This is a genomic window from Alistipes sp. Marseille-P5061 (assembly GCF_900290115.1).
Taxonomy (GTDB): domain Bacteria; phylum Bacteroidota; class Bacteroidia; order Bacteroidales; family Rikenellaceae; genus Alistipes; species Alistipes excrementigallinarum.
On record NZ_LT985753.1, the window covers coordinates 1 to 1,866 of the forward strand.

The window sequence follows — 1,866 nt, forward strand, 5'->3', positions numbered from 1 at the left end:
CTGCTCTCCTTCTCGGCGCTGGGCGACGTGGTCGGATACCGCAAAATCTACCTCGGCGGTCTGGCCCTCTTCACGCTCGCCTCGGTGGGCTGCGCCTGCTCCTACTCCTTCGCCACGCTCGTCCTGACGCGCGTGCTGCAGGGCTTCGGCGCCGCCGCCGTCACCTCGGTCAACACCACCCTCATCCGCAACATCTACCCCCGCGCCCAGCTCGGACGCGGCATGGGCATCAACGCCACGGTGGTCGCCGTCTCGGCCGTCGCCGGTCCGACGCTCGCCGCCGCGATTCTCTCGGTCGCCTCGTGGCCGTGGCTCTTTGCCGTCAACATCCCGGTGGGGGTCACCGCCTTCGTGCTGAGCCGCCGCTACCTGCCCCAGAACCCCGTGCTGGTGCGCGACCACCGCTTCGACTGGCGCGACGGCGTGCTCAACGCCCTCACCTTCGGACTGCTCATCGCCTCCATCGAGGGCTTCTCCCACGGCCTCGACCCGCGGCTGATTGCCTTCGGCGTGGCCGCCCTGCTGCTCATCGGCTTCTTCTTCGTCCGCCGGCAGCTGCGCGAGCCCTACCCCATCCTCCCCTTCGACCTGCTGCGCATCCCCATCTTCACGGTCTCGGTGCTCACCTCCATCTGCTCGTTCATCGCCCAGATGCTCGCCCTGGTGGCACTCCCCTTCTACCTGCAGCACGCCTGCGGCTACGACGAGGTGGAGACGGGGCTGCTCATGACCGCCTGGCCCGCCATCATCATGGTCGTGGCCCCCGTGGCGGGCTATCTGGTCGAGCGCATCCACGCCGGGCTGCTCGGCGGCATGGGCCTCACGGCGATGTGCGCCGGACTGCTGCTGCTCGCCTTCCTGCCCGACAATCCGCCCCAGGGCGAGATTATCTGGCGGCTGATGCTCTGCGGCGCGGGCTTCGCCCTCTTCCAGTCGCCCAACAACAGCATCCTCATCGCCTCGGCGCCGCCCCAGCGGAGCGGCAGCGCCAGCGGCATGCTCGCCACGGCGCGCCTCGTGGGGCAGACCACCGGCGCGGCGCTCATGGCGCTGCTCTTCCACCTGGTGCCCGGCAACAGCACCCAGACGGCGCTGCTCCTCTCGGCCTGCTTCGCCCTGGCCGGCGCCGTCGTCAGCTTCTCGCGCATCCGTCTGCCGCTCCCCGAAGGGCTCGCCCGCAAGCGAAAGCGGTAGCTCAGCCGCCCCACCCGAAAACCGTCCGGCGGCCGCTGCCGCAAAAAAAGAGCTCCGGCAGCGGATTCTCGCGGGATTTTTAGTACATTTGTGGGGTTCGCCCCGGAGCCGCCGGGCTCCGCGCGGGCAACCGAACCCCGCACAACGAATAAATCATCAAATAGCCATGTTTTCAGCCAAGACCTATGCCGCACGCCGTCTGACGCTGCGCAAGAAAATCGGCCAGGGACTCATCGTGCTCCCGGGCAACACCCTCGCGCCGAACAACTATCCGAACAACGCATACTACTTCCGCCAGGACTCGTCGTTCCTCTACTTCTTCGGCCTCAACACGCCGTCGCTCATCGGCATCATCGACGTCGACTCGGGCGACGAGGCGCTCTACGGCGACGACTTCACGGTCGAGGACATCATCTGGACCGGCCCGCAGCCCTCGCTGCACGAGCTGGGCGCCCGCGTGGGCATCACCGAGACCCATCCGCTGGCCGAGCTCGAGGCGCGGCTGCGCAAGGCCATCGCGCTGGGGCGCAGGGTCCACTACCTGCCCCCCTACCGCGGCGAGACGAAGCTCCAGCTCTCGGCGCTGCTGGGCATCAAGCCCGAACTGCTGCACGACTACAAGTCGGTCGAGCTGATGATGGCCGTCGCCGAGATGCGCGAGAAGAAGAGCGC

The 1,866-nt window shown here is 68.1% G+C and carries 2 protein-coding genes; both read left to right on the top strand.

Going from position 1 to position 1,866, the window contains the following annotated elements; genetic code table 11:
* The coding region (locus C8267_RS10785) for an MFS transporter (RefSeq protein WP_106634603.1) at positions 1 to 1,194 on the top strand (1,194 nt) is incomplete at its 5' end.
* A gap of 166 nt (positions 1,195 to 1,360) precedes the next feature.
* The coding region (locus tag C8267_RS10790; protein WP_199792104.1) for an aminopeptidase P N-terminal domain-containing protein at positions 1,361 to 1,866 on the top strand (506 nt) is incomplete at its 3' end.